The sequence below is a fragment of the Pseudomonas sp. HS-18 genome (assembly GCF_020401845.1).
Lineage (GTDB): Bacteria > Pseudomonadota > Gammaproteobacteria > Pseudomonadales > Pseudomonadaceae > Pseudomonas > Pseudomonas nitroreducens.
In genome coordinates this window covers 6,054,930-6,080,726 of the sequence record NZ_CP084413.1, presented here as the reverse complement: position 1 = coordinate 6,080,726, position 25,797 = coordinate 6,054,930, and the positions used below count along the sequence as shown (strand labels likewise).

General features: G+C 66.0%; 22 protein-coding genes. 10 read left to right on the top strand and 12 right to left on the bottom strand.

The genetic code is table 11. From position 1 onward, the window contains the following. Positions 1–29: 29 nt before the first annotated feature. The 3 genes from gshA to LDJ84_RS28225 form a co-directional block, all read right to left on the bottom strand. The gene (gshA, locus tag LDJ84_RS28235) at positions 30–1,616 is read right to left on the bottom strand and encodes a glutamate--cysteine ligase (protein WP_065086538.1); all 1,587 of its coding nucleotides are present in this window, start codon (positions 1,614–1,616) and stop codon (positions 30–32) included. A 166-nt stretch (positions 1,617–1,782) separates the two neighbouring features. Continuing rightward, entirely contained in the window at positions 1,783–2,145 is a 363-nt protein-coding gene (locus LDJ84_RS28230; RefSeq protein WP_045216869.1) for a PaaI family thioesterase, read from the bottom strand. Between the two features lie 36 nt (positions 2,146–2,181). Continuing rightward, positions 2,182–4,521, bottom strand: a complete 2,340-nt coding sequence (locus LDJ84_RS28225) for a Tex family protein (protein ID WP_169887089.1) — start codon at positions 4,519–4,521, stop codon at positions 2,182–2,184. Between the two features lie 222 nt (positions 4,522–4,743). Between LDJ84_RS28225 and ompR the strand changes: the two genes are divergently transcribed. Together ompR and LDJ84_RS28215 are read left to right on the top strand one after the other, a co-directional pair. Further along, positions 4,744–5,484 carry a two-component system response regulator OmpR gene (gene ompR / locus LDJ84_RS28220; protein ID WP_024762186.1) on the top strand — a complete coding sequence of 247 codons (741 nt, stop codon included), beginning with the start codon at positions 4,744–4,746 and terminating at the stop codon, positions 5,482–5,484. 61 nt (positions 5,485–5,545) lie between these two features. Beyond that, a complete protein-coding gene (locus tag LDJ84_RS28215) occupies positions 5,546–6,865 on the top strand; it encodes an ATP-binding protein (RefSeq protein WP_024762187.1) in 1,320 nt (439 codons plus the stop codon). A gap of 138 nt (positions 6,866–7,003) precedes the next feature. On the opposite strand, the gene LDJ84_RS28210 is transcribed toward LDJ84_RS28215, so the two are convergent. From LDJ84_RS28210 to LDJ84_RS28200, 3 genes are all read right to left on the bottom strand, one after another. After that, positions 7,004–7,933, bottom strand: a complete 930-nt coding sequence (locus LDJ84_RS28210) for a S66 peptidase family protein (protein WP_065086536.1) — start codon at positions 7,931–7,933, stop codon at positions 7,004–7,006. Between the two features lie 156 nt (positions 7,934–8,089). Beyond that, complete coding sequence (gene rimK / locus LDJ84_RS28205) at positions 8,090–8,995, bottom strand: 30S ribosomal protein S6--L-glutamate ligase (RefSeq protein WP_038803545.1); 906 nt, start codon at positions 8,993–8,995, stop codon at positions 8,090–8,092. Continuing rightward, positions 8,992–9,402 carry an ATP-dependent zinc protease gene (locus LDJ84_RS28200; RefSeq protein WP_231387771.1) on the bottom strand — a complete coding sequence of 137 codons (411 nt, stop codon included), beginning with the start codon at positions 9,400–9,402 and terminating at the stop codon, positions 8,992–8,994. The genes rimK and LDJ84_RS28200 overlap by 4 nt, the downstream gene beginning before the upstream one ends. Positions 9,403–9,569: 167 nt before the next feature. Here LDJ84_RS28200 and LDJ84_RS28195 point away from each other — a divergent pair, with 167 nt between their 5' ends. Beyond that, positions 9,570–9,962 carry an RNA-binding S4 domain-containing protein gene (locus LDJ84_RS28195; protein ID WP_065086535.1) on the top strand — a complete coding sequence of 131 codons (393 nt, stop codon included), beginning with the start codon at positions 9,570–9,572 and terminating at the stop codon, positions 9,960–9,962. A 45-nt stretch (positions 9,963–10,007) separates the two neighbouring features. On the opposite strand, the gene LDJ84_RS28190 is transcribed toward LDJ84_RS28195, so the two are convergent. Next, complete coding sequence (locus LDJ84_RS28190) at positions 10,008–10,808, bottom strand: phosphatase PAP2 family protein (protein ID WP_024762191.1); 801 nt, start codon at positions 10,806–10,808, stop codon at positions 10,008–10,010. 118 nt (positions 10,809–10,926) lie between these two features. On the opposite strand from LDJ84_RS28190, the gene hslO reads away from it, so the two are divergent. The 5 genes from hslO to LDJ84_RS28165 all read left to right on the top strand — a co-directional run bounded on the left by hslO (position 10,927) and on the right by LDJ84_RS28165 (position 18,084). Continuing rightward, entirely contained in the window at positions 10,927–11,820 is an 894-nt protein-coding gene (gene hslO / locus LDJ84_RS28185; RefSeq protein ID WP_038803544.1) for an Hsp33 family molecular chaperone HslO, read from the top strand. Positions 11,821–11,988: 168 nt separating this feature from the next. Beyond that, positions 11,989–13,530 (top strand): phosphoenolpyruvate carboxykinase, encoded by a 1,542-nt coding sequence (locus LDJ84_RS28180; protein ID WP_024762192.1) that lies wholly within the window; start codon positions 11,989–11,991, stop codon positions 13,528–13,530. A 247-nt stretch (positions 13,531–13,777) separates the two neighbouring features. Then, positions 13,778–15,703 carry an ATP-dependent DNA helicase RecQ gene (locus tag LDJ84_RS28175; RefSeq protein WP_226045628.1) on the top strand — a complete coding sequence of 642 codons (1,926 nt, stop codon included), beginning with the start codon at positions 13,778–13,780 and terminating at the stop codon, positions 15,701–15,703. 134 nt (positions 15,704–15,837) lie between these two features. Continuing rightward, positions 15,838–17,337 carry a flavin-containing monooxygenase gene (locus tag LDJ84_RS28170; protein WP_024762194.1) on the top strand — a complete coding sequence of 500 codons (1,500 nt, stop codon included), beginning with the start codon at positions 15,838–15,840 and terminating at the stop codon, positions 17,335–17,337. 144 nt (positions 17,338–17,481) lie between these two features. Next, a complete protein-coding gene (locus LDJ84_RS28165) occupies positions 17,482–18,084 on the top strand; it encodes a nitroreductase family protein (protein ID WP_024762195.1) in 603 nt (200 codons plus the stop codon). Positions 18,085–18,311: 227 nt separating this feature from the next. On the opposite strand, the gene LDJ84_RS28160 is transcribed toward LDJ84_RS28165, so the two are convergent. After that, a complete protein-coding gene (locus LDJ84_RS28160) occupies positions 18,312–19,211 on the bottom strand; it encodes a LysR family transcriptional regulator (protein ID WP_024762196.1) in 900 nt (299 codons plus the stop codon). 104 nt (positions 19,212–19,315) lie between these two features. Between LDJ84_RS28160 and LDJ84_RS28155 the strand changes: the two genes are divergently transcribed. Both LDJ84_RS28155 and LDJ84_RS28150 read left to right on the top strand, forming a co-directional pair. Then, positions 19,316–20,551 (top strand): 3-hydroxyacyl-CoA dehydrogenase, encoded by a 1,236-nt coding sequence (locus tag LDJ84_RS28155; protein WP_065086533.1) that lies wholly within the window; start codon positions 19,316–19,318, stop codon positions 20,549–20,551. A 2-nt stretch (positions 20,552–20,553) separates the two neighbouring features. After that, complete coding sequence (locus LDJ84_RS28150) at positions 20,554–22,344, top strand: acyl-CoA dehydrogenase C-terminal domain-containing protein (RefSeq protein ID WP_065086532.1); 1,791 nt, start codon at positions 20,554–20,556, stop codon at positions 22,342–22,344. A gap of 31 nt (positions 22,345–22,375) precedes the next feature. On the opposite strand, the gene LDJ84_RS28145 is transcribed toward LDJ84_RS28150, so the two are convergent. The 4 genes from LDJ84_RS28145 to LDJ84_RS28130 form a co-directional block, all read right to left on the bottom strand. Further along, a complete protein-coding gene (locus LDJ84_RS28145) occupies positions 22,376–22,669 on the bottom strand; it encodes a double zinc ribbon domain-containing protein (protein ID WP_065327972.1) in 294 nt (97 codons plus the stop codon). 348 nt (positions 22,670–23,017) lie between these two features. Then, the gene (locus tag LDJ84_RS28140) at positions 23,018–23,530 is read right to left on the bottom strand and encodes a dihydrofolate reductase (RefSeq protein WP_065086563.1); all 513 of its coding nucleotides are present in this window, start codon (positions 23,528–23,530) and stop codon (positions 23,018–23,020) included. Positions 23,531–23,550: 20 nt separating this feature from the next. Next, entirely contained in the window at positions 23,551–24,618 is a 1,068-nt protein-coding gene (locus LDJ84_RS28135; RefSeq protein ID WP_065086531.1) for a hypothetical protein, read from the bottom strand. Further along, positions 24,615–25,637, bottom strand: coding sequence for a hypothetical protein (locus tag LDJ84_RS28130; protein WP_065086530.1), 1,023 nt, complete (start codon positions 25,635–25,637; stop codon positions 24,615–24,617). The genes LDJ84_RS28135 and LDJ84_RS28130 overlap by 4 nt, the downstream gene beginning before the upstream one ends. Positions 25,638–25,797: the final 160 nt, after the last annotated feature.

Here is a 25,797-nt window from a genome sequence, read left to right as displayed (position 1 = left end):
GAGCTGCATGTCAGCGATTTCTTGCACCGTCAGACGCTGAGCAGGCCCAGGATGCTCGCCTGATACGCGGCGACGAAGGTGTCGAAATCGCCTTCGGGCTGCTTCTCCAGCTCCGCCTGTTCGGCCAGGGATTCGCTGGCCATGCTCTCGAAGCGCGCCTGCTCCTCGGCCGGCAGCGGCTCACCCTGCAGGGTGGCGGCATGCTGGCGGCTGTAGCGCAGGGCGAAGGCCTCGAAGCTCTCGCCGCGCTCGCGCATCTCCGCCAGGACCTTCGCCGACGGCGTCAGGCTGGCGTCGGCAACCTTGGTGCGCTGCTCGGCCAGGCTCTGCGCGTGCAGGCCCGTACCGTTGGCGCGGTCGAGCAGTTCGATGATCGGCGCGATGCCGTCGAGCAGGGCGTTCGCCCAGTCCTTCATCTCGAGCTGCTGGCCTGCGCGCTCCAGCTTCAGGCCGGGACGACGACCTTCCTTGACCACCTTGAGGAAATTGCTGGTGGCCGCGCCACACTCGCAACCGCCCAGCGGCGGGCTGTCGGACAGCGCGCAGTAGAGCAGGAAGGCGTCGAGGAAGCGCGCCTCGGTGACGTCGATGCCCAGCGGCAGGAAGGGGTTGATGTCCAGGCAGCGCGCCTCGACGTACTGCACGCCACGGGCCATCAGCGCCTGGATCGGGCGCTCGCCGGTGTAGGTGACGCGTTTCGGGCGGATGCTCGAGTAGTACTCGTTCTCGATCTGCAGGATGTTGGTGTTGAGCTGCACCCATTCGCCATCGACCTTGGTGCCGACCTTCTCGTACGGCGCGTACGGCGTGCTCACCGCGCGGCGCAGGCTGTCGATGTAGCTGTCCAGGTCGTTGTAGCAGGGCGTCAGGCCGGCCTGGGCGTTGTTCTGGTAGCCCAGGTCGCTCATGCGCAGGCTGGTGGCGTAGGGCAGGTAGAGCGTGTGTTCGTCGAAGGCTTCCAGGCCGTGCGGGCGGCCGCGCAGGAAGCCGGCGTCCAGCGCCGGCGAGGCGCCGAACAGATACATCAGCAGCCAGCTGTAGCGGCGGAAGTTGCGGATCATCGCGATGTAGCGGTGCGACTGGAAGTCCCGCGCGCTCTTCTCGCTGCCTTCGTCCTGGCGCAGCAGCTCCCAGATGCCTTCGGGCAGGGAGAAGTTGTAGTGGATGCCGGCGATGCACTGCATGGTCTTGCCGTAACGCAGGGCCAGGCCCTTGCGGTAGACGTACTTCAGGCGGCCGATGTGCGAACTGCCGTAGCGAGCGATCGGGATGGTCTCTTCATCCGGCAACTCGCAGGGCATGGACGGGCTCCACAGGTATTCGCCGTCGAGCTTGCCGCTGGCGAAGCGGTGGATTTCATCCAGTTCTTCCAGGGTCTTCTCGACGCTGGTCGAAGTCGGCGTGATGAACTCCAGCAGCGACTCGGAGTAGTCGGTGGTGATCTGCGGGTTGGTCAGTGCCGAGCCCAGGGCGCGCGGATGCGGGGTCAGGGCAAGCTTGCCGTGCCCGTCGACGCGCAGGCATTCGCGCTCGATACCGTGCAGGCACTGGGTGAGCAGGGACAGGTTGGCGGCATCGCCCAGCAGGGCCAGGCGGCGGGAAAGTTGGTCGCTCAAGTTGGAAGTCCTTCACACGGCAATCGCCCCACTATGGGGGTGGACTGGGCGGTCTACAAGGGGAGAACACAACCGGCGTGGTCGCCTGGCTTCATCGAGGCGCTGCGCCGGCGCCCGCAAATCCGGGGCTCCGGCGTACAGCATAGGTCAGTTGTCACGGCGCGAATTACAGCTGGGCGAAGGTGCCTTGTCCCTTGGCGACCAGCTTGTCGCCCTGGTGGATGTCGGCCTCGACCACCAGCGAGCGCCGCCCGGCATGCAGGACTTTCGCTACACAGCGCACTTCGCCCTCGGCGACCGCGCGGATGTAGTTGATCTTGCATTCCAGGGTGACGCTCTGTCGGTCGAAGCCATGGGCGCTGGAGCAGGCCAGGCCCATGGTCATGTCCATCAGCGTGAAGAGCGCGCCGCCGTGCATGACGTTGCCGCGATTGCGCAGGTGCTCGGCCATCGGCAGCAGCACCTCGGCTTCGCCGTCGGCGACACGGATCGGCTGCACGCCAAGGGTGTCGCTGAAGCGGCTGATCATCAGCTCGCGGGCGGGCATCTCGCTCATGGACCTTCCTTACTTCTTCTTCAGTTGCTTGGCGTTGGCGAACAGCGAGGCCATGGCATTGTTCGCCGGGGCCTTCTCCTGCTGGCGCGGAGCGCTGCGCTCGCCACGCGGCGCGCCGTTGCCGGGGCGGCCGCCGCCACGCGGGCCGTCGACCTTCTCGCCGGGGGTGTCGCTCATGCGCATGGACAGGCCGACGCGGTTGCGCGGGATGTCCACTTCCATGACCTTGACCTTGACGATGTCGCCGGCCTTGACCACTTCGTACGGGTCCTTGACGAACTTCTCCGACAGCGCGGAGATGTGCACCAGGCCGTCCTGGTGGACGCCGATGTCGACGAAGGCGCCGAAGTTGGTGACGTTGGTCACCACGCCCTCGAGCACCATGCCGGGCTTCAAGTCCTTCAGGCTCTCGACGCCTTCCTGGAACTCGGCAGTCTTGAACTCCGGGCGCGGGTCGCGGCCGGGTTTGTCGAGTTCCTTGAGGATGTCGGTGACGGTGGGCAGGCCGAACTGCTCGTCGGTGAACTTCTTCGGGTCCAGGCGCTTGAGGAAGCCCGAATCGCCGATCAGCGAGCGCACGTCGCGGCCGGTATCGGCGGCGATACGCTGCACCAGCGGGTAGGTTTCCGGGTGCACCGCGGAGGCGTCCAGCGGGTTGTCGCCGTTCATCACGCGGAGGAAGCCGGCGGCCTGTTCGAAGGTCTTCTCGCCCAGGCGGCTGACTTTCTTCAGTTCGTCGCGGGTCTTGAAGGCGCCGTTAACGTCGCGGTGCGCGACGATGTTCTGCGCCAGGGTGCTGTTGAGGCCGGAGATGCGCGCCAGCAGGGCGGCGGAGGCGGTGTTGACGTCCACGCCGACGGCGTTCACGCAGTCTTCCACCACCGCGTCCAGGCTGCGGGCGAGCTGCAACTGGGACACGTCGTGCTGGTACTGGCCGACGCCGATGGATTTCGGCTCGATCTTCACCAGTTCGGCCAGCGGGTCCTGCAGGCGACGGGCGATGGACACGGCGCCGCGCAGCGACACGTCCAGCTCCGGGAATTCCTTGGCGGCCAGTTCGGAGGCCGAGTACACCGAAGCGCCGGCCTCGCTGACCATGATCTTGGTGCACTTGAGCGCCGGGTATTTCTTGATCAGCTCGGCGGCCAGCTTGTCGGTCTCGCGGCTGGCGGTGCCGTTGCCGATGGCGATCAGCTCCACCTGGTGCTTGGCGCACAGCGCGGCGAGCACCGCGATGGTCTGGTCCCACTGGTTCTTCGGCGCGTGCGGGTAGACGGTGGCGGTGTCCAGCAGCTTGCCGGTGGCATCGACCACGGCGACCTTCACGCCGGTGCGCAGGCCTGGGTCCAGGCCCAGGGTGGCGCGCGGGCCGGCCGGAGCGGCCAGCAGCAGGTCGTGCAGGTTGCGCGCGAATACGTTGATCGCCTCGAGGTCGGCGCCTTCGCGCAGCTCGCCCAGCAGGTCGGTTTCCAGGTGGGTGTAAAGCTTGACCTTCCAGGTCCAGCGCACCACTTCGGAGAGCCACTTGTCAGCGGCGCGGCCCTGGTTACTCACGCCGAAGCGCTCGCCAATCATGATTTCGCAAGGGTGCGAGGTGCCCGGCAGTTCTTCGCCGACCTTCAGGGCGACGCTGAGGATGCCCTCGTTGCGCCCACGGAAGATCGCCAGTGCACGGTGCGATGGGGCGTTCTTCAGCGGTTCGTCGTGCTCGAAGTAGTCGCTGAACTTGGCGCCTTCGGTTTCCTTGCCCGGCACCATGCGCGCGGTGAGGGTGGCGTTGTCCTTGAGGAAGCTGCGCAGGCGGTCGAGCAGCGTGGCGTCCTCGGCGAAGCGTTCCATGAGGATGTACTTGGCGCCTTCGAGCACGGCCTTGGTGTCGGCGAAGCCCTTCTCGGCATCGACGAAGCGCGCGGCTTCGCTTTCCGGGGTCAGGCTCGGGTCGGCGAACAGCGCGTCGGCCAGTTCGCCCAGGCCGGCTTCCAGGGCGATCTGGCCCTTGGTGCGGCGCTTCTGCTTATAGGGCAGGTAGAGGTCTTCGAGGCGGGTCTTGGTGTCGGCCAGGTTGATCTCACGGGCCAGTTCCGGGGTCAGCTTGCCCTGTTCCTCGATGCTGGCGAGAATCGCGCCGCGGCGCTCGTCCAGTTCGCGCAGGTAGCGCAGGCGCTCTTCGAGCATGCGCAGCTGGGTGTCGTCCAGGCTGCCGGTGACTTCTTTCCGGTAGCGGGCGATGAAGGGGACGGTGGAGCCTTCGTCGAGCAGGGCGACGGCAGCGGCGACTTGCTGCGGTTGAACGCGGCCGGAGGGCAGTGCGGAAAGCTCTTCGGCGATACGGGTGTTGATGCTGTCCATGAATCCACCTGACAAAACAATCGAATTACGGGACGTCAGGACCGGAGTTCCGGCCTCACGACAGGCTCTGTGACAACGCCCCGCCGCAAAAGCGCCGCATTATACCCACGACAATTTCACCGGGTGGGCGGCTGGTCGGGGAAAAATCTGCTAACAATGGACAAGCCGTGATGCGCGGCTGCTGGGCGATAATGCCCGCCGAATCAGATTCTGGGAGTTTCCATGAGCAACGCTGCCACCCTGCCCGAAGGCGAAAAGATCCTCGTGGTCGATGACGACGCGCGCCTGCGCCGTCTGCTCGAACGCTTCCTCGACGAGCAGGGTTATCGCGTCCGCGCCGTCGAAAACACCGAGCAGATGGACCGCCTGCTGGCCCGCGAACTGTTCCAGCTGGTGGTGCTCGACCTGATGATGCCCGGCGAGGATGGTCTCTCGGCGTGCAAGCGCCTGCGCGAGTCGAACAACCAGATCCCGATCATCATGCTCACCGCCAAGGGCGACGAATCCAGCCGCATCTCCGGCCTGGAACAGGGCGCTGACGACTACCTGGCCAAACCCTTCAATCCGCGCGAATTGCTGGCACGGATCAAGGCCGTGCTGCGCCGCCAGGCGCCGCTGGTACCGGGCGCGCCGGCGGGCGAAGACGAGATCGTCACCTTCGGCGACTATGAACTGCACCTGGCGACCCGCGAACTGAAGAAGGGCGAGGAAGTGCACATGCTCACCACCGGTGAGTTCGCCGTGCTCAAGGCCCTGGTACAGCACGCCCGCGAGCCACTGACCCGCGACAAGCTGATGAACCTGGCCCGCGGCCGCGAGTGGGATGCCCTGGAACGCTCCATCGACGTGCAGATTTCCCGCCTGCGTCGGCTGATCGAGCCCGATCCGTCGAAGCCGCGCTACATCCAGACTGTCTGGGGCGTGGGCTACGTATTCGTACCGGACGGCGCCGCTCGCAAGTGATCGACCTCGCCGGGGCGAAGCCCTTCGCCCCGGCCGTTTGTGTTTCCCTGGTAACGCCTTCTTGAAGACACCCCTCTGGTTCCCGCAAAGCTTCTTCGCCCGCACCCTCTGGCTGGTGCTCATTGTCGTGCTGTTCTCCAAGGCACTGACCCTGGTCTACCTGCTGATGAACGAAGACATGCTGGTCGACCGCCAGTACAGCCACGGCGCAGCGCTGACCGTGCGCGCCTACTGGGCGGCCGACGAGAAGTCGCGCGAAGCGATCGCCCAGTCTGCCGGGCTGAAGTGGGCACCCCACGAGCAGGGGCAGCCGGAGGAAGTGCACTGGCCATACACGGAAATCTTCCAGCGGCAGATGCGCATGGAGCTGGGCATCGACACCGAGACGCGCCTGCGCATCCATCATCCGTCGATGCTCTGGGTGCGCGCGCCGACCCTGGGCGATGGCTGGATCGGCGTACCGCTCTACCCGCACCCACTGCGCGGCCAGCAGATCTGGAGCGTGCTGGGCTGGTTCCTCGGCATCGGCCTGTTGTCCACCGCGGCGGCATGGATCTTCGTGCGGCAGCTCAGCCAGCCGCTCAAGCGCCTGGTCTTCGCCTCCCGCGAGTTCGGCAAGGGGCGCAGCGTGCGCCTGCCGCTGGGGCAGGAAACGCCCAGCGAGATGGCCGAGGTGTACCGCGCCTTCAACCAGATGGCCGACGATGTCGAGCAGGCCGGGCGTGAACGCGAGCTGATGCTGGCCGGCGTCTCTCACGACTTGCGCACGCCGTTGACGCGTCTGCGCCTGTCGCTGGAGCTGATGCCCGAAAGCGACCGCGAGATGGTCGAGGACATGGTGCGTGACATCGAGGACATGGATGCCATCCTCGACCAGTTCCTCGCCTTCATCCGCGATGGCCGCGACGAGCCGGTGGAGGAGGGCGACCTCGCCGACCTGATCCGTGAAGTCGCCGACGCCTTCAACCAGACCGGCAACCGTGTGCGCCTGTGCCTGGAGACGCTGCCGCTGTTCCGCTTCCGTCGCGTATCGATCAAGCGTCTACTCGGCAACCTGATCGAGAACGGCCTCAACCACGGCGGTGGCAAGGTCGAAGTGGCGGCCCACGTCGCCGGTGGCGGCGGTGCGCCCTACGTGGTGCTCAGCGTGCTGGACCGTGGCGCGGGCGTCGATCCGCAGGAGTTGGACAACATCTTCAACCCCTTCTTCCGTGGCGACAAAGCGCGCGGCGGCAAGGGCACCGGCCTGGGGCTGGCGATCGTCAAGCGTATCGCCGAACAGCACGGCGGTAGCATCGAGCTGCGCAACCGCGAGGGTGGTGGCGTGGAAGCGCGCGTCTGCCTGCCGCTGGGCCTGCTGCTGCCGCGCGACGCGCATTGAGAGCCTGCTTGCGATCTGCTGCGCGTCGGCATAACTGTGTTGAGGCCATCCGAGAAGTGCTCATTGACTGCAGTCAACTCCGCTTTCTCAGCTGTCCTCGCCTTGTTCTGCTCTAGCTCGCGAGATCGTAAACAGACTCTAATCCCAGCGCAGGGATTTTCCTTCCAGCACCGCCCTGCGCCCGTAGGGCCAGGCGCGGTTGTGCGCACCGTGGCCGCTGGGCAGGCCGTGGTAGAGCGGGGCGCCCAACCGCGCAGCGTACTCGGCGAAGATTTCTTCCAGGCTGTGGGCCACGCCCTTGCGCGGGCAATCGGTGAAGGTGCCGAGGCAGATCGCGCCCAGGCGCGCGCCGTTCAGGCTGTTGAGTAGCTGCCAGAGGCTGCGTTCGATTCGGTAGTAGGGCTCGCCGACGTCCTCGAGGATCAGGATCGCGCCATCAGGCACATACAGCGCACCGGCGGTGCCGGCCATGCAGGCCAGTGCGGTGAGGTTGCCGCCGATCAATTCGCCTTCCACCGCTGTCTTCGGCCCCGCCAGATGCTGTGTCGCCAGCTTGCCGGGGCCGCCGGCCAGTACGTGGCTGATCGAGGCCAGGGAAGCCAGGCGCTCACGCTGCTCGCTGGGCGCGCTCAGCGGTTGCAGGCCCAGCCCGGTGGCGACCATGCCGTGGATCGCTGGCAGGCTCTGGCGGTGGAAAGCGCTGAGCAAAATGGAGATGTCCGAGAAGCCGATCAGCGGGCGCGGTGAGGCTGCCTTGAGGCGTTGCCAGTCCAGTTGCGGGATGAGTTGTCCGCAGCCGTAGCCGCCACGCAGGCACCAGACGGCGCTGACGCCGTCCAGCTCGAAGGCGGTGTGGAAGTCTTCCAGGCGTTGCTCAGGCGTGCCGGCCAGGTAGCGATAGCGCGCGTCGGCGTGGGTGCCCAGGTGGTAGTCCACGCCCAGCACTTCAAGTTGGCGCAGCGTGGCTTCCAGCACCTCTTCTGCGATGGCCGAGGCAGGCGCCACCAGGGCGACACGGCGTTCGATGGGCGACCATTGGAGTTCGGAGAAGCGCGGTGATTTGGGCATAGGGGCATTCAAAGGCGTGCAGTGGTTCAGTTTGAGGGTGGGAGTGCTTTATGAGGCGTCTGAGTGGATATCCCTGCCGAGACATTGTGCCCGTCGGAATCCCCGGCCTGGCCATCCCTGGCCAGTCGTTCGCCGGGATGACGCATGCGCCCCGGCTCACCCCTTGCCCTTGGTCCGCGCCAGGTGCGGCCCGCCGTTCTTCTCCAGGTACTCGATGATCACCCCGGCGATGTCCTTGCCGGTGGTGGTCTCGATGCCCTCCAGGCCCGGCGAGGAGTTCACTTCCATCACCAACGGCCCATGGTTGGAGCGCAGGATGTCGACGCCGGCGACGTGCAGGCCCATCACCTTGGCGGCGCGGATGGCGGTCATGCGCTCCTCGGGGGTGATCTTGATCAGGCTGGCGCTGCCGCCGCGGTGCAGGTTGGAGCGGAACTCGCCGGCTGCGGCCTGGCGCTTCATCGATGCGATCACCTTGTCGCCGACCACGAAGCAGCGGATATCGGCGCCACCGGCTTCCTTGATGTACTCCTGCACCATGATGTTGTGCTTGAGCCCCATGAACGCCTCAAGCACGGATTCGGCGGCCTTCTCCGTCTCGCAGAGCACCACGCCGATGCCCTGGGTGCCTTCCAGCAGCTTGATCACCAGCGGCGCGCCGCCGACCATCTCGATCAGGTCCGGTACGTCATCGGGGGAATGGGCGAAGCCCGTCACCGGCAGGCCGATGCCCTTGCGCGACAGCAGTTGCAGCGAGCGCAGCTTGTCGCGGGAGCGGGCGATGGCCACCGATTCGTTGAGCGGGAATACCCCCATCATCTCGAATTGGCGCAGCACGGCGCAGCCATAGAAGGTCACCGAGGCGCCGATGCGCGGGATCACCGCGTCGAAACCTTCCAGCGGCTTGCCGCGGTAGTGGATCTGCGGCTTGTGGCTGGCGATGTTCATGTAGGCGCGGAGGGTGTCGATCACCACCATCTCGTGGCCGCGTTGCTGCCCGGCCTCCACCAGCCGACGGGTGGAATACAGACGCGGATTGCGCGACAGCACAGCAATTTTCATTGATCACCTGGAAGGGTGGCGGGAACCATGATGAGGGGTTTGTCTTGTACGTAGGTGAGGCCGGGGTTGACCACGAGCTGGCCCTGAACCAGCGCCTTGGAGCCTAGCAGCACGCGGTAGCGCATGGTCTTGCGGCACGCCAGGGTGAATTCCACTGACCAGGCGCGATCGCCGAGGGCCAGCAACGTGCGGATCACGTAGCGGGTCTGGGCCTGGCCGTTGGAGCTCTTGATGGTCTTCATCGTCACCACCGGCGCTTCGCAGCGGTGGCGGCGCTGCACCTGGGTACCCAGGTGGGCGATGAAGCGTACCCAGTCCTGGCCGCCACGCTGGAACGGCACGATGTCACTGGCATGCAGGGTGGAGGTGCTGGCGCCGGTATCGATCTTCGCGCGCAGGCCCACCATGCCCAGTTCGGGCAGGGCGATCCATTCGCGCAGACCAATTACCGACAGCTGGTCGAAAGTCTTCAAGGCAGGCGTCCCCGGCGTTTGCCGGCATTCTAGTCAGGCCGGTTGTGCCCCGCCAGCGGGGTGCACGGTACACTCGCAGGCCCGCATGACGAGGTTGTGACGTGAGCGAGAAAGACGACGACAAGGTCCGCCTGGACAAGTGGCTGTGGGCGGCGCGCTTCTACAAGACCCGCTCCCTGGCCAAGGAGGCCATCGACGGTGGCAAGGTGCATTGCCGGGGCGAGCGCTGCAAGCCGGGTAAGGAACCCAAGGTTGGCGACGAATACGTGATCCGCACCGGCTTCGACGAGCGCACGGTCGTGGTGAAGGCGCTGTCGATGGTGCGTCGTGGCGCACCTGAGGCGCAGTTGCTCTACGAAGAGACCGCCGACAGCGTGAAGCGCCGCGAGGATGCTTCTGCCATGCGCAAGGCCGGCGCGCTGGGCGTGCAGACCGACGGGCGGCCGACCAAGAAGCAGCGTCGCCAGCTGTTCAGCTTCCGCGATCAGGAGTGAGCAGCCGGCGAGGGCCGCAGGCGCCTCGCCGGGGGCGAACGGCCGTCAGGCCGCGACGACGCTCAGGCGCTTGAGCAGCGGTATTTTCGCCGCCAGGCGGAACAGCGGATCGGTCCAGCGAACCAGCGCGGCGCTGGCCACGGCGGCGAAGGGCGTGAAGCAGCTCCAGGCCAGGGCCACCAGCGCCATCTGCACGCCGCCGATGTAGTCATCCTGGCCCCAGTGGGCGCCGGCTACCAGGCGCGGCAGCATGAACAGCAGCGCGAGGCCCCAGATCACCACCCATTGCAGGGCGGTGCGGGCGAACAGGGTGAGGAACAGCGCCCAGATCAGCAACACCGAGGCGTGGTCGCCAGGGAAACTGCGGGCCGACTCGTCCTTCACCTCGAAGGGCGTGTCCTCCCACTGCGGGAAGAAGTGCTCCAGGCGCACGGCATCCGGCGCAATGCTGGAAATGCTTGCATGCTGCCAGCCCAGCTTGTGGGCGATCTTCGCGTAAAGGATGCGTACCACCACCAGAACCACGGCTGCGCATAAAAAGCCGAAAGTCGCGGCGCGGGCCTGGCTGGCCTTGAAGATCCAGTCACCACGGATCAGCAGAAGCAGCAGGATCACCCCGACCAGCAGGTCGAACGGCCGGGTGCTGGCCACGGCCCAGGTCAGGCGCCAGGCTTCGTTGGTCGCCAGCGGTTGGTTGAGCAGGCTGAACAGGCTGAAATCGAACAGGTCCATCGCACTGCGAGTAGGCTCCCAGAGCCACAGCAGAAGCAGGGCGAGGGCCATCAGGTGACAGGCGATGAAGGGCTTCCAGGACCAGGTGGCTTGGAACGGCGTGGTTTTGTCCATAAAATCGATTCCCCCTTCTGACAACGGTTCCGGGTTGCCGGATACGACAAAGCGCGCTTTATAGGCCTTTGCCATCAACTTGTCATTTATTTGTGCCTATCGCAGCGTTGTGCCCAGCATGTCTCAGATCGATCAAAGTCAGCGTTTCCTGTTCGACAACACCGATGTTCGCGGTGAGCTGGTGGAGCTCGACCGCAGTTATGCCGAAGTGTTGGCCAAGCACCCCTATCCGCAGCCGGTCGCCCAACTGCTGGGAGAAATGCTAGCCGCGGCCGCGCTACTTTGCGGCACTCTCAAATTCGACGGTCTGCTGGTGCTGCAGGCGCGCTCCGCCGGCGCCGTTCCGCTGCTGATGGTGGAGTGTTCCAGTGCTCGTGAAGTGCGTGGCCTGGCCCGCTATGACGCCGAGGCCATCGGTGACGCCGCCGGCCTTGCCGAGCTGATGCCCCATGGCGTGCTGACGCTCACCGTCGATCCGAAGAACGGCAAACGCTACCAGGGCATCGTGCCGCTGGAGGGCGCGACCCTGGCCGAGTGCCTGTCGACCTACTTCGCCACCTCCGAGCAGTTGCCGACCCGCTTCTGGCTCAACGCCGACAGCCGCCGCGCCCGCGGCCTGCTGTTGCAGCAATTGCCAGCGGACCGCCAGCGCGACATCGAGTCGCGGGAAGCCAGCTGGCAGCACGTCACCACCCTGGCCGATACCCTCACCGCCGAGGAACTGCTGGGCCTGGACAATCCCACCGTGCTGCATCGCCTGTACCACGAAGACGATGTGCGCCTGTTCGAGCCGCAGCCGCTGGTATTCCGTTGCAGCTGTTCCCGGGAACGCTCGGCCAATGCGCTGGTCAGTCTTGGGCAGGACGACGCCGAGCGTCTGCTGGCCGAAGAGGACGGCGAAATCGTCATCGACTGCCAGTTCTGCAACCAGCGCTACCGTTTCGACGGCTCCGACGTTGCCCAGCTGTTCTCGGGTGGCGGAAGCCAGACGCCGTCAGAAACCCGCCATTGACCGCTTCGATTTGTCCGATAGCCGAACCAATGGCGCTCTCGCCAGATCAGAGGCTGCACGAGAACAGTTCTTTTCTGGCATAATCCCGCGACTTTTTTCCGCGGTAGTGGGAATCAGAAGTCACTACGCAATGTTTGGAGGACTCGGCTTCGGCCGACGGGGACCCACATGACGCAAGCCAACAAAGCCGTTTACACCGATATCAGCGTTGCCCAACTGGTTGAAGAAGCCATTCGCCGCGGCGAAGGCGAACTCGCCGACAACGGCTCGCTGGTCGTGAAAACCGGCCACCGCACCGGCCGCTCGCCTGCCGACCGTTTCATCGTCGAAGAGCCGGGCAGCAAGGATTCCATCGCATGGGGCGCCATCAACCGTCCGTTCCCGGCCGACAAGTTCGATGCCCTGTGGGACCGTGTCCAGGCGTTCAATAACGCCCAGGAACACTTCGTCTCCCACGTTCATGTAGGTTCCGCCGCGGATCACTACTTGGCCGTCAAGATGACCACCGCCACTGCCTGGCAGAACCTGTTCGGCCGCGCACTGTTCATCGAGCCCGAGCAGTACAACCCGGCCGGCCGCGAAGAGTGGCAGGTGCTCAACGTCGCCAACTTCGAGTGCGTGCCCGAGCGTGACGGCACCAACTCCGATGGCTGCGTGATCCTCAACTTCGCCCAGAAGAAAGTGCTGATCGCCGGCATGCGCTACGCCGGTGAAATGAAGAAGGCCATGTTCGGCGTGCAGAACTACCTGCTGCCGGAAAAAGACGTGCTGCCGATGCACTGCGCCGCCAACATCGGTGAAGCCGGCGACGTGACCCTGTTCTTCGGCCTGTCCGGCACCGGCAAGACCACCCTGTCCGCCGACGAAAGCCGCTACCTGATCGGCGACGACGAGCACGGCTGGGGCGAAGGCGTTGTCTTCAACATCGAAGGCGGCTGCTACGCCAAGTGCATCGACCTGTCCGAGAAGAACGAGCCGGTCATCTGGAAAGCCATCAAGTTCGGCGCCGTGCTGGAAAACGTCGTCCTCGACGAAAACCGCACCCCGAACTACGCCGATGACAGCCTGACCCAGAACTCCCGCGCGGCCTACCCGCTGGAAAACGTCGAGAAGCGTTCCGAGAAGAACCTCGGCGGCGAGCCGAATGCCGTGATCTTCCTGACCTGCGACCTGACCGGCGTTCTGCCGCCGGTGTCGATCCTGAACAACGAGCAGGCGGCCTACCACTTCCTGTCCGGCTACACCGCGCTGGTGGGTTCCACCGAAATGGGTTCGGGCGGCGGCATCAAGTCGACCTTCTCCACCTGCTTCGGCGCACCGTTCTTCCCGCGTCCGGCTGGCGTTTACGCCGAGCTGCTGATCAAGCGCATCCAGGCCTTCGGTTCCAAGGTCTACCTGGTCAACACCGGCTGGACCGGCGGTGGCTACGGCGTCGGCAAGCGCTTCAACATCCCGACCACCCGTGGCGTGATCGCCGCCATCCAGAGCGGCGCTCTGGTCGGCGCCGAGACCGAGCACCTGGACATCATCAACCTGGACGTACCGAAGGTCGTTCCGGGCGTCGAGACCAACCTGCTCAACCCGCGCAACACCTGGGAAGACAAGGCTGCCTACGACGAAGCTGCCAAGGGCCTGGCCAGCAAGTTCATCGAGAACTTCAAGAAGTTCGACGTGAGCGACGCCATCAAGAACGCCGGCCCGCAGCTGTAAGCGAGCCTGTTCTGGAAAGAGCCGCCTTCGGGCGGCTTTTTCATTGGTGCCTGGGATCGGTCATGCTCCTGGTGCTCCGCGTACGAGCGAGCCTGTGCCCAACAAGGGTGTGGGGCAATGCCGTTATCCATGAGGAATGGATTCGGCCTCGGCAACCGGCGTTTGGCTGTTCGCGAGCAAGCTCGCTCCTACAACAGACATCCTTAGGCTCAAGGCATCGTCCATGACAGGCAAGGGAGTTATCCACATGCACGACACCCTCGAACGCGTCTTCGGTTTCCGCCAGTTCCGCCCCGGCCAGGAGGCGGCGGTCAGCGCAGTGCTGGCCGGGCGCTCGGCTGCCGCGATCTTTCCTACCGGCTCGGGCAAGTCGTTGTGCTACCAGTTGCCTGCGCTACTGCTGCCGCACCTGACGCTGGTGGTCTCGCCGCTGCTGGCGTTGATGCAGGACCAGCTCGCCTTCCTCGCCCGCCACGGCATCGCCGCCGCGAGCATCGATTCGGCGCAGAGCCGCGAGCAGACCGCGCAGACCATGGCCCGCGCGCGTAGCGGCGAGCTGAAGGTGCTGATGATTTCGGTCGAACGCCTGAAGAACGAGCGCTTCCGCCACTTCATCAGCGAGGTGCCGATTTCCCTGTTGGTGGTGGACGAGGCGCACTGCATCTCGGAGTGGGGCCACAACTTCCGCCCCGACTACCTGAAGTTGCCGGACTATCAGAAGCAGTTCCGCATTCCCCAGGTGCTGCTGCTCACCGCCACGGCGACGCCCGCGGTGATCGCCGACATGCGCAGCAAGTTCGCCATCGCCGAGAGCGACGTGGTCACCACCGGTTTCTACCGAGCCAACCTCGACCTGCAGGTAGAGCCGATCTCCAGCGCCGCTCGCCGTGCCCGGCTGGTGGAGTGGCTGCGCGAGCGTCCGGGCAGGCCGGCCATCGTCTACGTCACCCAGCAGAAGACCGCCGAGGAGATCGCCGCGCATCTGGCCGAGCGCGGTATTCCCGCCTGTGCCTACCACGCCGGGATGGAACACCCGGAGCGCGAGAGTATCCAGCGCCGCTTCATGGAGGGCCGGCTGAACTGCATCGTCGCCACCATCGCCTTCGGCATGGGCATCGACAAGAGCGACATCCGCCAGGTAGTGCACTACGACCTGCCCAAGTCGCTGGAGAACTACAGCCAGGAAATCGGCCGCGCCGGGCGCGACGGCCAGCGCTCGGAATGCCTGGTGCTGGCCAACCGCGACAGCCTCAACGTGCTGGAGAACTTCGTCTACGGCGACACACCCGAGCGTGAAGGCATCCGCAGCGTAATGGAGGACATCCGCCAGGCGCCGAATGGCCAGTGGGAGACCATGCTGGTGCCGTTGTCGGACCAGTCGAACATCCGCCAGCTGCCACTCAAGACGCTGCTGGTGCAGCTGGAGCTACGCGGCATCATCGCGCCACGCTTCGCCTATTTCGCCGAATATCGCTACAAGCTGCTGATCGATTCCTCCGCGCTGCTGAGCCACTTTGAGGGCGAGCGGCGGCAGTTCGTCGAAGCCATCCTCACCACTTCGGCCCGCGCGCGAACCTGGGCGACCCTGGACTTCGACACACTCTACAGCCGCCATGGCGCCGAGCGCTCACGGGTGGTGAAGGCGCTGGATTACTTCCAGGAGCGCGGCTGGGTGGAGCTGGAGAGCAAGCAGATGACGGAGGTCTACTCGGTGCGCGACGCCTCCTTCGCTGTGGATCAGTTGAGCGAGGAGCTGCACGGCTACTTCAAGCGCCACGAGGAAAGCGAGATCGCCCGCATCGGCGCCATGCTCGATCTGCTGGGCAGCTCCGAATGCCTGAGCTGGCGCCTCGCCCGGTACTTCGGCGACCAGCAGGCGCCGCGCCAGTGTGGTCACTGTTCGGTATGCGCCGGCCATGTCGCCCGCCTGCCGGAACCGCCTGCACTGCCGGCTCTGGATGGCCAGTCGCTGCACAACCGATGCGACGCCTTCCTGGAGAAGTACCGCAGTGCCCGAGGCACCGCGCCCAGCGCCGACTGCATCACGCGCTTCCTCTGTGGCATCAGCGTGCCGGCCTTCACCCGCATGCGCGCGCGTGGATTGCCGGGCTACGCCACGCTGGAAGACTACCCCTACGCCCAGGTGCGCGACTGGGTACAGGCGCAGCTCTGAACGGCTGAATTCGGCGGTGCCACGCACGACTAAAGGTCGGCGTGATGCCGCCCGGGCTGCTTGTAGGGTGAGGGGAGGAAATTCCTCCTAGACTCACCAGGCACTGCCTGCCCAACGGCCGAGGAGCCCCAAGCATGTCCGTCGAGCACCTGGATGTACTGATCATCGGCGCCGGCCTGTCCGGCATCGGCGCCGCCTGTCACCTGCAGAAGCAATGCCCCGGCAAGTCCTACGCCATCCTCGAAGGCCGCGAGGCCATGGGCGGCACCTGGGACCTGTTCCGCTACCCTGGCATCCGCTCCGACTCGGACATGTACACCCTGGGCTACAACTTCAAGCCCTGGACCGATCCCAAGGCCATCGCCGACGGCCCGTCGATCCTCAACTACATCCGCGAAACCGCCCGCGAGTACCGCGTCGAGGACAAGGTGCGCTACCGCCACCGCGTGCTCAAGGCCGACTGGGACAGCAACACCGCACGCTGGAACCTCAGCGTGCAGCGCGGCGATGAAGAGGAGCCCGTGCGCATGAGTGCGCAATTCCTCTTCATGTGCACCGGCTACTACCGCTACGACGCCGGCTACACCCCGGACTTCCCGGGCCGCGAAAGCTTTGGCGGGCAGGTCATCCACCCGCAGCTGTGGCCGGAGAATTTCGACTACAGCGGCAAGCGCATCGTGGTGATCGGCAGCGGCGCCACCGCCGTCACGCTGATCCCCTCGCTGACCGACAAGGCCGCCCATGTCACCATGCTGCAGCGCTCGCCGTCCTACGTGATCACCCTGCCGGCGAAGGACCCGATCTCCAACTTCCTGCGCAACTTCCTGCCGGAGAAGTGGGTGTACCGCCAGGCGCGGGCGCGCAACGTGACCATGCAGATGATCTTCTTCATGGCTTCCAAGGCGTTCCCCGGCGCGGTGCGCAAGCTGATGCTCAAGCTGGCCAACCTGCAGCTGGGCAAGGATTTCGACATGCGTCACTTCAGCCCGCGCTACAAGCCGTGGGACGAGCGCGTGTGCTGCGTGCCGGACGGCGACCTGTTCAAGGCACTGCGCCAGGGGCGAGCCTCGGTGGTGACCGAGCACATCGAGCGCTTCACCGAGAAAGGCATCCTGCTCAAGTCCGGGCAACTGCTCGAAGCGGACGTGATCGTCACCGCCACCGGGCTCGACCTGGTGATGTTCGGCGGCGCGGAACTGGCCATCGACGGCAAGCCGTTCGACGTCACCCAGAGCATGGGCTATCGGGGTATCATGCTGCGCGATCTGCCCAACCTGGCGGCCATCGTCGGCTACACCAACGCCAGCTGGACGCTCAAGGCGGACCTGTCCAGCGAGTACTTCTGCCGCCTGATCAACCACCTCGATGCTATCGGCATGCGCCAGTGCACGCCGCGTCAGACCGATGGATCGGTGAAGGAAGAGCCCTTCCTCAACCTCAACTCCGGCTATATCCAGCGCGCTGCCGACCGCATGCCCAAGCAGGGCGACCGCACGCCGTGGAAGCTCTACCAGAACTACGCGCTGGACCTGGCCCTGCTGCGCTTCGGCAAGGTCGAGGATGGCTACCTGAGCTTCACCTCGCCCAAGCAGCGCCAGGCCACGGCCGCGCCGGTGGAAGCGCTGGAGAGCTGATGGGCATTCGGAGCCCGCCGGTCCTGGCGGGCTTCGTTCTATCGAGGCAGCGGATAGACATTATCGATATGCCGCTCTGCCACGGAGCTGCCTCTGGGCTTACCATGCGCGCCATTCCCGCCCATGCCAGCCAGAGGATTTTCCATGCTGATCGAAGACGCCATCCGCAGCCGCCGCTCCATCCGTGGTTTCGACACTTCCTACGTGATGAGCCGCGAGGAGAAGGACGACCTGCTGCAACAGGCGCTGCTCGCGCCCACCTCGTTCAACCTGCAGCACGTGCGCCTGGTGGAAGTCAGCGACCCGCAGCTGCGTGCGCAGATCCGCGAAGCCGGCTGGGACCAGGTGCAGATGACCGACGCTTCGATGCTGGTGATCGTCTGCGCGCAGGTCGACAGCTGGGAGAAGAATGCCGAACGCGTGTGGGACGGCGCCCCGGTTGAAGTGAAGAACTACATGGTCGGCGCCATCGACGGCTACTACAGAGGCAAACCGCAGACCCAGCGCGACGAAGCCATGCGCAGCAGCGGCCTGGTGGCCCAGACCCTGATGCTCGCCGCCCGTGGTCGTGGCCTGGACAGCGTGCCGATGGTCGGTTTCGATTTCGACGCCGTGGGCAAGCTGATCAACCTGCCGGCCAACCATGCCATCGGCCTGATGATCGCCGTGGGCAAGCAGGCGGTTGAAGCCAAGCCGCGCATTGGTCGCCTGCCGCTGGAAGAGACGATCGTTCGCGATCGCTTCTGATCCCCACGAAACGCGCCTCCGGGCGCGTTTCTGCTTTCTTCTGCACACCGCCCGCCTCCGAGCCTGTGTCTTCCCTCACCCTAACCCTCTCCCAGAGGGAGAGGGGACTGGAGCGTGCCGGCTGTAACCGTGCCATCAGCCGGTGCGGACAGCTCCCTCTCCCTCTGGGAGAGGGCGGGGGTGAGGGTAGCCCTCGAGCGCAAGGTTCACATTTGCGTGCCCCGCCCTCAATCCGGCGCCGCCTCGATGATCCGCTCGACCAACCACTGCAACGCCGCATCCCGCTCGCGCTGGGCGAGGTACACCAGCTCCAGGTGGAACTGCCCCACATCGAACGGCAGCTCCAGCACCTGCAACGGCAGCAACTCGGCGAAGTAGGCCGCCAGCCGCGTCGGCAGCACCGTCAGCAAATCCGTGGTTGCCACCAGATGCGCCGCCTGCAGGTAGTTGGGCGTGGTGTAGGCGATTTCCCGCTTGAGTCCCTGGCTGGCCAGCCACTGGTCGACCATGCCCTTGGTCTGCCCGCCGGAAACCCACAGGTGCCTTTGCTGGAGAAACGTCTCCAGATCGATCCCTCCATCCACCTGCGAATGCCCGCGCCTGGCTAGCAGGCGCAGCGTCTCGCTCACCCAAGGGCGGCGCTGGAAGCGCGCTGGCAAGTCTTCGAAGCGGCCCAGCACGAGATCGAGATTGCCCTTGTCCAGCGCCTCGGCCGGTAGCGTTGGTGTCAGGTGCTGGATGGCCAGGCCCATGCCCGGCGCCGTACTGCCCAGACTTTCGAGCAGGTGTGGCATGCACAATGCTTCCACATAGTCGGTCAGTGCCAGGGTGAAGCGCTGGCGGCTGCGCGCTGGGTCGAAGCTGTCGCCGCCGGCCAGGCTCTGGCCGATGCGCTGCAGCGCATCGCGGATCGGCGCTTCCAGCTCCAGCGCCCGGGGCGTCGGCTGCATCGCCCGGCCGACACGCACCAGCAGCGGATCATCGAGCAGCTCGCGCAGGCGGTTCAGCGCGTTGCTCACCGCCGGCTGGCTCAGCGACAGGCGCTCCGCCGCGCGCGAGACGTTGCGCTCGCGCAGCAGCGCGTCCAGCACCCGCAGCAGGTTGAGGTCGAACGTATTCATATTCATCGGCTGAATGCCACTTATCACAACTCAAAATTTCAAAAATAGTACCGCCTTCCCTAAGGTGAGTGGTCTTCAAACGAGCGTTTCAGGCTGACAAGAGGATCAACATGAGCCAGAACATCCGCATCGCCAGCGCCGCCGTCATTGGCGCCGGCACCATGGGCCGGGGCATTGCCATGTGCCTGGCGAACGCCGGCGTGCAGGTCCTGTGGCTGGACAACAACCCGCAGATGCTGACCCAGGCCCTCGGCGCCGTGGCCGACACCTACGCCCACAACGTCCGCCAGGGCCGCATCGACGAGGCCGAGGCGGCGCGCCGCCGCGCGCGTATCTCCCAGGTGGCGAACTACGCGGCGATCCGCGAAGTGGACCTGGTGATCGAGGCGGTATACGAGAACCTGGAGCTCAAGCAGTCGATCTTCCGCGAGCTGGACGCGGCGCTGAAACCCTCGGCGATCCTGGCATCCAACACGTCCTACCTGGACGTCGACGCCATCGCCGCCGTGACCTCGCGGCCGTCCCAGGTGCTCGGCCTGCACTTCTTCAGCCCGGCGCACATCATGAAGCTGCTGGAGATCGTGCGCGGTGCGAAGACCGCGCCCGCCGTGCTCGAAGCCGCGCTGGAACTGGGCGAGCGCATGGGCAAGGTCAGCGTGGTGGCCGGCAACTGCCACGGCTTCATCGGCAACCGCATGCTGGAGAAGTACGTCCAGGAGTCGCGCCGGTTGATCCTCGAAGGCTCGCTGCCGCACCAGGTGGACGCGGCGATCCAAAGCTTCGGTTTCGCCATGGGGCCGTTCCGCATGTTCGACGTGGTCGGTATCGACCTCGAATGGCGCGCCCGCGAGTTGGCCGGCAAGGGCCAGGACGCGCCGACCGTGCAGGTGGATAACCGCCTGTGCGAGATGGGCCGTTTCGGCCAGAAGAGCGGCAACGGCTTCTATCACTACGAGCCGGGCAGCCGCCAGGCCGAGCATGACCCGGAAGTCGACGCCCTGGTGGTGCGCGAATCCGAGCGCCTGGGCTACGCCCGCCGCGATATCGGTGCCGAGGAAATCCTCGAGCGCTGCCTGCTGGCCCTGGTCAACGAAGGCGCGAAGATCCTCGACGAAGGCATCGCCTCCACCAGCGCCGACATCGACACCGTTTACCTCAATGGTTATGGCTTCCCCAAGGACAAGTCCGGCCCAATGGCCTGGGCCGATGCCCAGGGCCTGCAGAGCGTGCTGGCGCGCCTGCGCGACCTGGCTGGCGAGCACGGCGCGCACTGGCAGCCGGCCGCGCTGATCGAGCGCCTGGCCGCCGCCAATGGCCGCTTCGCCGACGTCAAACAGGAGCATTGAACATGAGTTACCAGGCACCCTTGCGCGACATGCGCTTCGTCCTCCACGAACTGTTCGACGTCAGCGCGCACTGCGAGCTGCTGGGCAACGGCCTCGACCGCGAGCTGATCGACGGCGTGCTGGAAGAAGGTGCGCGTTACACCGGCGAGGTGGTTGCACCGTTGAACCGCAACAGCGACGAGCAGGGCGCGACCCTGCTGAACGGTGAAGTCACTACCCCCGACGGTTTCCGCGAGGCGTACAAGCAGTACTGCGACAACGGCTGGGCGAGCATGACCGGGCCGACCGAGTTCGGCGGCCAGGGCTTCCCGCAGATGGTTTCGGCCAGCTTCCACGAGATGCTGATGGCTGCCTCGCTGTCCTTCCGCGTCTATTCCGGGCTGACCGAGGGCGCGGTGCTGGCGCTGTACAAGCACGGCGCGCCGGAGCTTCAGCGCGACTACCTGGCGAAGATGGTCAGTGGCGTGTGGACCGGCACCATGTGCCTCACCGAGCCGCAGGCCGGTACCGACCTCGCGCTGCTGCGCACCCGCGCCGAGCCGCAGGCTGACGGCTCCTACAGCGTCAGCGGCAGCAAGATCTTCATCAGCGGCGGCGAACAGGACCTGTCGGAGAACATCGTCCACCTGGTGCTGGCGCGCCTGCCGGATGCGCCGGCCGGGGTGAAGGGCATCAGCCTGTTCCTCGTGCCCAAGTTCATCGCCAACCCCGACGGCACGCCGGGCGCGCGCAACGCCCTGAGCTGCGGTGCCATCGAGCACAAGATGGGCATCAAGGGCGCGTCCACCTGCGTGATGAACTTCGACGGCGCCACCGGCTGGCTGATCGGCCAGGCCAACCAGGGGCTGGCCTGCATGTTCACCATGATGAACGACGCGCGCTTCCAGGTCGGCCTGCAGGGACTGGGTATCGCCGAGCGCTCCTGCCAGGGCGCGCTGGCCTACGCCCGCGAGCGCCTGCAATCGCGCGCGCTGACCGGCGCGGCCCAGCCGTCGAAAGCCGCCGACCCGATCATCGTCCACCCGGACGTGCGGCGCATGCTGCTGACCCAGAAGACCCTGACCGAGGGCTGCCGGATGGTGTCGGCGCTCTGCGCACGGGAGCTGGACCTGGAGCACGGCCATCCCGAGGCGGACGGCCGCAAGGCCGCGGGCAAGCGCGCCGCATTGCTGATCCCCATCGTGAAGTCGTTCTTCACCGACGTCGGCCAGGAGGTTTCCAGCCTCGGCGTGCAGGTCTACGGCGGTCACGGCTACATTCGCGAGTGGGGCATGGAGCAGCTGATGCGCGACAGCCGCATCACTCAGATCTACGAAGGCACCAACGGCATCCAGGCGCTCGACCTGATCCGTCGCAAGCTGCTGGGCGACGGCGGTACGGAGTTGAATGCGCTGATGGGCGAACTGGCGGCGGTCTGCGAGACCGCAGGTGCCCACTCCGAGCTTGCCGGCTTGGCTGAAACTGTCCGCCAACGCCTGCTGGAATGGCGCAGCCTCACCAGCGAAGTGATCGCCGCCTGCCAGCGCGACCCGCAGGAAATCGGCGCCACCTCGGTGGACTTCCTGCAGTACTGCTCCTATGTGCTGCTGGCGGGCCTGTGGCTGCAGGCCGCTGGCGTGGCCCAGGCGAAGCTGGCGGCCGGCGAGGGCGATGCGGACTTCTACCGCGCCAAGCTCGCCAGCGCCGAGTTCTACGTCAAGCGCATCCTGCCGCGCGCCAGCATGCACCGCGAGGCGCTGCTGGGAGGTGCGGATTGCCTGATGGCGCTGGACGCGGAGCATTTCGCCTTCTGAGCCCAGGGCCCGAGGTTTTGCCGCGGGCCCGTCAGCTGCCGCGCTCCTGGCCGCACTGCGCACAGAAGCGTGCCTGAGGCGCGACAGCGGCGCCGCAGCCCTTGCATGGCGTGGCCTGTAGCGACCCGCCGCAGTTGTTGCAGAAGCGACTGTCCTGCGGGTTCTGCGCGCTGCACTGCGGGCAGGGCTGGGTGGGAGCCGCATTGGCTGTCGGTGGTGGTGCGGGTGCCGGCGGATAGCCCGGTGCGCCGTAACCGCCACCGTGCCCGCCATAACCGCCGCGGCCGTGGTGACCGCCCATCATCAAACGTTCGAGCCAACCCATGATGTACCTCCAGTTTCCCGTCGTGGGGTGGAGTCATTGGGCAGCCTGTAGTTGCTACAGGGTCAAGGCTTGGGAGTGTGAGCGGAGATTTCGCAAAAGAGCGCCCTATGAAAAACGCCGCGCTGGGTGATCGGGGCGGCGTTTTCTTTTGGTAGTTCGGAGCTGGGTGTTCCCTCACCCTAACCCTGGCTGCGCGCCCCGCTCCTGAGGGAGAGGGGACCGTTCGGAGCGCTCTGGGAGTCAGGCGTCAGCCGGTCGATCAGGGAGAGCAGGATTCATCTCGGCACATACGGCTCCCTCTCCCTCTGGGAGAGGGCTGGGGTGAGGGGCTCCGGATACGCAGGGCTATCAGGCCCGCTCCCAAACCTCGAACGCATAGGCCGGCGTCTCGCCTTCCGCGTCGTGCTCGATGCTCGACGCCAGGTGCCACTGGCTTTCGTTCACTTCGGGGAAGTGCGCGTCGCCCGCCGGGCTCAGGCCCACGCGAGTCAGGTAGAGGCGTTCGGCGCGGCCCAGGGCTTCACCGTAGAGTTGCGCACCGCCGATCAGCATCAGCTCGTCGGCTTCCTCTTCCTTGGCCCATTGCTCGGCGCGCTCCAGGGCTGCGTCGAGGCTGGTGAAGACTTCCGCGCCTTCGAGCGTCAGGCCCGCCTGGCGGGTGACCACGATGTTCAGGCGGCCCGGCAGTGGGCGGCCGAGCGAATCCCAGGTCTTGCGGCCCATGATCACCGGCTTGCCCAGGGTCATGGCCTTGAAGTGCTTGAGGTCCTGCGGCAGGTGCCAGGGCAGGCGGTTGTCGACGCCGATCACGCGGTTCTCGGCAAGGGCGGCGATCATCGCCAGGGGCAGTGCTTGGGTCATCTCGACTCCAGTGGTGAACATCAGCGGGAACTCCCGTTGCCAGAGGATACCAGCCGCTCGCCGTCGGCGGGGCCGGCGGGTGGCGGAACGCGCATGAAGAAGGTGCCGTCCTCGTTGACCTGGGTGATGCCGGTGGCCAGCACCTTGCGATAGTCCTTGAGGTTGAAGGCCAGGGTCTGGTCCGGGCGCTCGGCCTTGAGCAGCACCTGCGAGTAGGTGATGAGGATTTCGAAGATCTTCAGGTCGCCCGACTGCAGCCAGATGTAGGACTGCCCGGCCTGGCGCGGAGGCTCGAAGGCCAGCGAGGCGGCGCCGTCTCTGGGCGCGAATTTCAGGTGCAGGCCCTTGGCGTCCAGCCAGGTGGACTCGACGCGGCCGTCGATGCCCACCAGCGGGAAGACCTGGTGGTAGTTCAGGTGCATCACGTTGTCCTGCAGCACCGCGCCGGGTCGCTCCAGGGTCACCAGCGAATCCAGGCGCAGGCCTACCAGGCTCATGGCGCCGTAGCTGGGCACGCCGAGCACCTTCACGCTGTCGGGCTGGTAGTCGAGGTTGTCGCCGTCGAGCTTCACCGTGCCGGAGAGCCGCAGCGGCAGCCAGGGGCCGACGCCCAGCGGCTGCACTTCGCCGGAGACCAGCAGGCGGTCGCCTTCGATGCTCAGCTTGAAGTCGCGCAGCATGGTTTCCGGGTAGGCAAGGATGTGCTGGTTGAACAGGTTGCCGAGCTGTTCGGGGCTGAGGATCACCTCGCCCTCGGAAACGTTGATGCGCATGTCCTGCGGGCGGTCGAAGTCGATCGGCTCGCCGGCCCTGAGCGGCACCAGCCAGCCCTTGAGCAGCGGGCTGTGGAAGCCGATGTCGCCCTGGAAGTACATGTCCACTTTGTTGAGCAGGATGCCCACGCCGTCCTGGCCGGAATCGCGCAGGCCGCCCGGCCGGCTGGCCTTGAAGTCCGCCGCCGGCGGCGTCTGCTGGAACCAGCCCTGGCGCAGCACGCCCAGTTCGCGCTGTTGCTTGTCGATGGCGCTCTCGGCCGCGGCCTGGCCGGCCAGCGTGAGGCAAAGAAGGGAAGCAAGGAGGGTTCTCATAGGGCTTTCTCCTCCGGGGCCGGCGCCTTAACCGGCGAGACGGCGATGTGCACCATGCCGTCTTCGCGCAGGCGGATTTCGCCGTACTGCAGCTGGCGGCGGTAGTCGTAGAGGTTGAACAGCAGTGGCGCGTCCGGGCTGAGGCTGGTGAAGAGCGCGTAGGCCTTCACCAGGATGGTCCGCGCCATCTTGATGTCGCCGCCCTCGATGAACATGTAGCTCTGCGGCGCCTTGAGCTGTGGCCACTTGAGCTCGGCCAGGTCGCTGCCCAGCAGCAGGTCCATGCCGCCGTCGGCGAGCTTCAGGTGGCTGACGGTGAAGTCCAGGCGCGGCGGCGGGAACAGGCCGTCGAGGTCGACCAGGATGCGGTTGCCGATCAGCTGCATGTGCGCGGTGTGCAGTTGCAGCACCTCGGACATCTCGATGGAAGCAGCGGTCAGCGACGGTGTGACGTCCACCCCGTCGACGAAGATTCGCTGCGGCACCAGCGCCACCTTCAGCGGCCCGGCCTGCTCGATCCCGGTGACCATCCGCAGCGGCCGCCAGCGGCCCTTGCGCAGCAGCTCGCCGTGGACTTCCTGGCCGTCGGCGCGGGTGCTGAGCTTGAGGTTGCGCACCGGCGCGTTGGCGTTGCGCAGCTCCTCGTTGAGCAGGCTGGCGAGGGTGGCGTCAGCGACGAAGATGTCCCCGGCCTGGATGCGCGCGACCATGGACTTCGGGTCGTCGAGCATCAGCGGCGTGCCGGCGCCCGCCACCGGGCTCATCTGGATCAGCATCTTGCGGATGAAGAAGCCGATGTCGTCGTGCAGGCGGAAGTCGGTGTGGCTGATCCACAGTTGCGAGGTGTTGCTGTCGGACTGCCGGGCGCTGACGTTGGCGTCCAGCACGCGCGGCGGCACCGCCTGCATCAGCGGGGTGTCCGGGCCCCAGTCGGAGGGGCGCACCGGCGGTGTTTCCACGGCAACCGCGGTGGCGGCGGCCAGCAGCAGGGGCAAGGCACTGAGCATCGAGCGCAGCATGGCGAGGCCTCATTCTTGTTGTTTTTTCCGAGTGTGAGGCTGGCCGGGCACGGCGAGAGCCCCCCCTTGGTTTGGTTGACGCCACCGGGTGTTACCGGCGGTGCCGGGACGCGGCGGCGAGCAGCGGTTATCCTTGGTGCCGAGTACCGATTGTCGGAGA

Bases quoted from the DNA above. Each gene is read 5' to 3' on its own strand.
- LDJ84_RS28190 (WP_024762191.1), bottom strand. From the start codon at position 10,808: ATGGACAAAACCACGCCGTTCCAAGCCACCTGGTCCTGGAAGCCCTTC.
- LDJ84_RS28145 (WP_065327972.1), bottom strand. From the start codon at position 22,669: ATGGGTTGGCTCGAACGTTTGATGATGGGCGGTCACCACGGCCGCGGC.
- LDJ84_RS28135 (WP_065086531.1), bottom strand. From the start codon at position 24,618: ATGAGAACCCTCCTTGCTTCCCTTCTTTGCCTCACGCTGGCCGGCCAG.
- LDJ84_RS28170 (WP_024762194.1), top strand. From the start codon at position 15,838: ATGTCCGTCGAGCACCTGGATGTACTGATCATCGGCGCCGGCCTGTCC.
- LDJ84_RS28165 (WP_024762195.1), top strand. From the start codon at position 17,482: ATGCTGATCGAAGACGCCATCCGCAGCCGCCGCTCCATCCGTGGTTTC.
- LDJ84_RS28140 (WP_065086563.1), bottom strand. From the start codon at position 23,530: ATGACCCAAGCACTGCCCCTGGCGATGATCGCCGCCCTTGCCGAGAAC.
- LDJ84_RS28155 (WP_065086533.1), top strand. From the start codon at position 19,316: ATGAGCCAGAACATCCGCATCGCCAGCGCCGCCGTCATTGGCGCCGGC.
- LDJ84_RS28200 (WP_231387771.1), bottom strand. From the start codon at position 9,402: ATGGTGGGCCTGCGCGCGAAGATCGATACCGGCGCCAGCACCTCCACC.
- LDJ84_RS28160 (WP_024762196.1), bottom strand. From the start codon at position 19,211: ATGAATATGAATACGTTCGACCTCAACCTGCTGCGGGTGCTGGACGCG.
- LDJ84_RS28175 (WP_226045628.1), top strand. From the start codon at position 13,778: ATGCACGACACCCTCGAACGCGTCTTCGGTTTCCGCCAGTTCCGCCCC.
- LDJ84_RS28150 (WP_065086532.1), top strand. From the start codon at position 20,554: ATGAGTTACCAGGCACCCTTGCGCGACATGCGCTTCGTCCTCCACGAA.
- LDJ84_RS28130 (WP_065086530.1), bottom strand. From the start codon at position 25,637: ATGCTGCGCTCGATGCTCAGTGCCTTGCCCCTGCTGCTGGCCGCCGCC.
- LDJ84_RS28225 (WP_169887089.1), bottom strand. From the start codon at position 4,521: ATGGACAGCATCAACACCCGTATCGCCGAAGAGCTTTCCGCACTGCCC.
- hslO (WP_038803544.1), top strand. From the start codon at position 10,927: ATGTCTCAGATCGATCAAAGTCAGCGTTTCCTGTTCGACAACACCGAT.
- rimK (WP_038803545.1), bottom strand. From the start codon at position 8,995: ATGAAAATTGCTGTGCTGTCGCGCAATCCGCGTCTGTATTCCACCCGT.
- LDJ84_RS28210 (WP_065086536.1), bottom strand. From the start codon at position 7,933: ATGCCCAAATCACCGCGCTTCTCCGAACTCCAATGGTCGCCCATCGAA.
- LDJ84_RS28180 (WP_024762192.1), top strand. From the start codon at position 11,989: ATGACGCAAGCCAACAAAGCCGTTTACACCGATATCAGCGTTGCCCAA.
- ompR (WP_024762186.1), top strand. From the start codon at position 4,744: ATGAGCAACGCTGCCACCCTGCCCGAAGGCGAAAAGATCCTCGTGGTC.
- LDJ84_RS28230 (WP_045216869.1), bottom strand. From the start codon at position 2,145: ATGATCAGCCGCTTCAGCGACACCCTTGGCGTGCAGCCGATCCGTGTC.